The following is a 5,168-nucleotide window of genomic DNA, read 5'->3' on the forward strand; positions in this document are numbered from 1 at the left end:
CTTAAAATAATAAATACAAAAATTAGTATAAATTCAATAAATAAATCTTATTTTAAAACTGTTTTGTTTATAGATGAAGCACACTTTGCATTGAAAGACAACACACCAGAATTAATGGAATTTTTAATTGATACTACTAAAACAATTCGGAAATATAATGGTTCAATTATTCTAGCAACTCAAAACGTTGTAGATATATCACAAAATGCATCTAAAATACTTGCTAATATACAATATTCCTTTTTCTTTAATGCTAAACAACTTGATTTAGACTCGATTAAAGAGTTGTACAAAACATCAAACTCATTATCAGAACATGAATTAAAATTTATTTCTAATTCAAAAACAGGTGAATGTTTATTTTTTCTAACGGACAAACAACATTATCAAATTGCAATTAATTATAATGATTTTGAAAAAGATTTATTTTTTGATGACTTTACTATTTTTAAAAAGCATATTAAATCACTTAAATTCGATATTGACGAATTGTTTAAAAAACAATTGAACAATGAAATTAAAGAACGATTATTAAATGAATACAATAAAGAAATATTAAACTACGAATCAAATTTAAATAAATACACAAATTTCAAGAATTATTTATCATTTTTAGTTGAATTTAAAAAGAATTTAATGAGTTTATAAGGAGAAAGATGAAATATAAAAAATTTTTTATAGGTTCTAGTGCTATTGCATCAATTTTACCTACAATTGGGGTAGTTTCTTATTATGATGATGAAGAGTTATATAATAATAACATCGAAGAAACTAATTACACTACCTTAGAATTACTTAAGGAAATAAAAAAGATATATCCAAATTTAGAAATATCTTCAAATACGGATAGTAATTACAATAACAACTTACATAATCTTTCATATTCGTTCAAACGACAACAACCATTTTTTAGTTTAAATAAAGAATTTAAAAATTCTAAATTTATTAAATCTAATAGTTTGGATTTAGTTGAATCTAAAATAAATTCTTATAATAATTTCAATGATTTTTGAAAAAAATTAAAAAAAGAATTATCAAATTTTAAAGTTGTAAATCAAGATATTTTTAATATTTCTGAAAACACAAAAAACGCATTATTTATTAATGATTTAAAATTAAAATCAACAATTGAATCTAAAACTTTGTCAGTTGATGTTAGCACATATTTACCTTTTACAGATACTATTTCTGGTGCAACCATTAATAATTCATATTCTAAATATAAATTATCTAATTTGTATTTTTATGAATATAGTCAATATTTATTAACAACAACATCAAATCAAGATTTAGGATTATATGAACAAGAATTAAGTCCAAAACAAAATTCTAAAAGTTATAGACCAAGCGGAGATTACAACGCTTTTTCAAGTTTAATTATTAAAAATAATGAGTATTGACCGTCAATAATTCCCTTAAAAATTGAAGATTTCGAATTTAATAATGATAAATTAAGAGTTAAACAAAATAAAGATGAATTTTATAATAATCAAATAAACAGTTTATATAACTTAAACTTATTTAATAAAATTAAAAATAATTGGTCAAACTTAACTAACAAATATTTAGTTAAGTCGGAAGATAGAATTAAATTAATTTCATCAAGATTCGGTACACATTTTGATACAAAAATATCATTTTTAGATGAAGAAGATATTAAAAAATATGCTTTAGAAAAATTTTTATTGTCAAAAGGCGTAAAAAAAATAAATAACAATTGGAATTATGATATTGAATTCGATGATTATGTAGAATATATTTCTAGTTTAGGTACAAAAGTTCAAAATTCTAATATTTATAGACATTTAACTTCAAAACTTAGTAATAATATTAAATTTATATATTCTGATAGACCATACGTAGAAGTAATTTACACAGAATTTAATGCTAACGAACCTATTAAAATTTTTATTAATCCTTCCGCACAAAATTCAAACAAAAATACTTATTGATGAGAAAGATTTAAAATAAATATACCAAAACTATCTGAAGATACTAGTGAAAATTCTGTTCAACAAGTATTTTCTTTGAAGGAAGGTATCGCAGTGCCAGTTTCAGACGAAGCACATAAACAAAACCAATATAATTATCAAAAATTAGATAATAATTTAATAACACTAGTTTCGGCTGCTTCAATAAATTTATTTTTAAGTCCAAAAAATAATGAAGAATTAATTATCAATGATAGAGTAGTTCCAATATCTTTAATTGGTTTCATTTATAAAATTTTGCCTACCGACCAAAAATTAAAAATACAAGTTAAAGAATATAAAGTAGAAGCCGGAAAAATAAATAGAAACGAAGCAAAAGTTTATACTATAACAGAAAATTTATTTAAAGATATTGAGTTGAATAAAGTTTTTGATGAAATTGATTTTAAATTGCATAGTTGAGATCCAAAAATAAATTTTGACCAAGCACAAAAAATAAACCCATATCAAATTGATTCAAATTTTAAAGAAATTGTTGATAAGGACGGTAATTTAATTTCTAACCCTGATTACGACTTTAAAATTAACCCAAAGACTGGTACTTACGAACAAATTTGAACTTTAAGTTCTAAGTTTTACAAACAAATATCAAATTTAAAAATATGACCCAAAATTTCTAAATTAAATGAATCTAAATTAGTTGAATATTTTGGGGAAGAAAACAATTCCGTTATAGTTAAAACAATATTTGCCGACGCAGGTCTTCATTTACAATTTGATGATGGATTTAAAGAAATTAAAGGTTTTTATTTCGGAAATGATTTAGCAGATATACAGAATATTCAAGAATTTAATTTAACAACAGATTCACAAGGTATTTTGTATTTTGCAGCACCGAAGACAGAAGGTTGATATTTACTTAATGCAATTCAAAAAACAGGATTACCAAAATTTTATTTAATTTATCAAACAAATCAAAAATTTAAGGATTCGCAAGAAAAAAATATTTTAGATAATGCTTTTATAAAATTGAATCAATTAAATTTAGTTAATAATCTTGAAAATTCAAAGTTTTTTACGTCATTTAAAGAATTTTTAAATAATAAATCATTAGATATAAACAGTTTAAATTATTCAGATTTAATAATTCAATACGAAAACTTTTTATTATATAAAAACATTTCATTTTCTTTACATTTTAATTCACTAAAACAAGAAGAATTCATTAATGATTTTGAAAAATATTTAGTTGATAATAATAAATTATCCAACGAAGAAACTCTTTTATATAATTCTTTAAAACCTGAATTACAAGAATATAAACAATTATTAGCAGATTTTATTGAATCTAAAATGCAAAATGATAAAAATCAAACAAATATTTATAGTTATCTAAATTCAAAACCTATTAGTTTGGTTGAAGCAGAAAAATTTGAATATTTAAATAGTGATAACGATAAAGAAGTCAATATTTATCAAAACGATTCTACTTTAAATGTGTATAGTTTTAATTTTAATTACAATTTGCAACCTAATAGCACAATTATTAAATTTATTAAAGATGAACCAACACAAAAAATAGATTTAACAAGTTGATTGTCTAAAAAAGGATATAAAATTAATTGACCGATTAATATTTTTTTAGATAAAGATAAAATTAAACAAAAATTAGAGCAAAGAACTTTAAGCGATTGAAAAAACAATATTAATTATTTACAAGAATTTATCTTAAAATCAATTTCAGGTTATTCTATTGGCGAAGGTTTTTATAATTTGGATTTTATCAATGAAAATGGGACTGAAATGGATGTTGATGACTATTTTTCTTATTTTGATAATACATTCTTTCTATTGAATGGAAAATCTTTTAATCTGGGGGAAATTTTAAAACATTTATTTAAGCCTAAAATTTCATTAACTAATAACTCAATTTATATTTTTTGAGATGGTCTTTTTGAACTAAATGACGAAAAATTCATTATTACCAAAGATTCTAATACTACAATTGAAATTGAATATCCTAAATTTTCAAATCCACTTGATTTTTTAGAAATAAGCGATTTGTCATATGATAATTTCTCATTAGCACAATTAAAAGAAGATTTAAAATCTGATAACTTATTTAATAATTTTAATTATGAAACCGAATATGATAATAATCATTATGAATATGATTTTAAATATCTTCAGAATTTTAAAATTAAAAATTTAGATTATGAATTAGATTTATTGTCTTCAGAAGAATATACTAAATATTTAGATTTAAATGAAAAGCCAAAATCAATAATTAAACAATTGATTTTATCAAATACAAACTCTAATTTCATATTTGAAAAAACTCTAAAAGAAATTAAAGATAAAAATCTTATTGAAAATAAAGAATTTGATTTTAATAGACCTAAAAATGAATTAATAGTAGCATTAAAATCAGTCATTGGTAATAAATATGACTTGATAAATAAAAAATATACATTCTTAAAAGAAGTCATAGATTATTGAATTGATAAAACTAATAAAAGTTTTGCTATTTCAAATCACAAAAAGTCATTAGAAATACAACAAATAAACGAACTATTATCAAAATTAACAGAATTTAAATTTGTTTTAGTTGATAAACATAATCAAATGTATTGAAATAATATTAATCAATTTATACAAAACAAAAAAATGTTATTTAATTATATTTCATCAAATATTGAAAAATTTAAATACACAACAGAATCCATTGAAAATTTTAAAATATGATTAGAATTTGCTAATAAATTAAAAAATAGTCATAAAAAAGATGTTTTATTTAATTTATGAAGATTTTTAGAAGTTGAATTAGACAAAATATCACAAAATAAACTAGAAAAAATAAGATTATTTAGTCATATTTATACAAAATTAAATATTGAGAATGTTATTAATGGTATTTATGATGGTTTAAAATTAGTTGATAAACCATATCAAGAGTTCGATAAAGAAAAAATTAAAGAAAATATCTTTAATAATGAAACTATTAATTCGGATTATTATTTATTAAAAACTAATATATCTTTAATTTCTCCTTTAAAAACAATTACAGGTGAATATAACCTAAAATCATATATTTTTAGTAATTTAAAACCATCTCAATTAATAGATGAAGATTATATAGGAGAGAATGATATTAATAGAATTGATAATAGAGATGATAATGATAATAATAACCCATCGTCGAAAAAAGAAGTAAATAATTCAAAAAATAATGATACC

Annotated in this window: 2 protein-coding genes; both read left to right on the top strand. The window is 20.8% G+C overall.

Annotated features, from left to right (window positions below):
- Positions 1–648: type IV secretory system conjugative DNA transfer family protein (locus tag N9R85_RS03585; RefSeq protein ID WP_262858624.1), on the top strand; the 648-nt coding region annotated here is incomplete at its 5' end.
- An 8-nt stretch (positions 649–656) separates the two neighbouring features.
- Positions 657–5,168 (top strand): hypothetical protein (locus N9R85_RS03590; protein WP_262858625.1); only part of this gene is annotated, 4,512 nt, incomplete at its 3' end.

The organism is Mycoplasma sp. CSL7503-lung, assembly GCF_025515455.1.
In the GTDB taxonomy this organism is placed as follows: Bacteria; Bacillota_I; Bacilli_A; order Mycoplasmatales; family Metamycoplasmataceae; genus Mycoplasmopsis.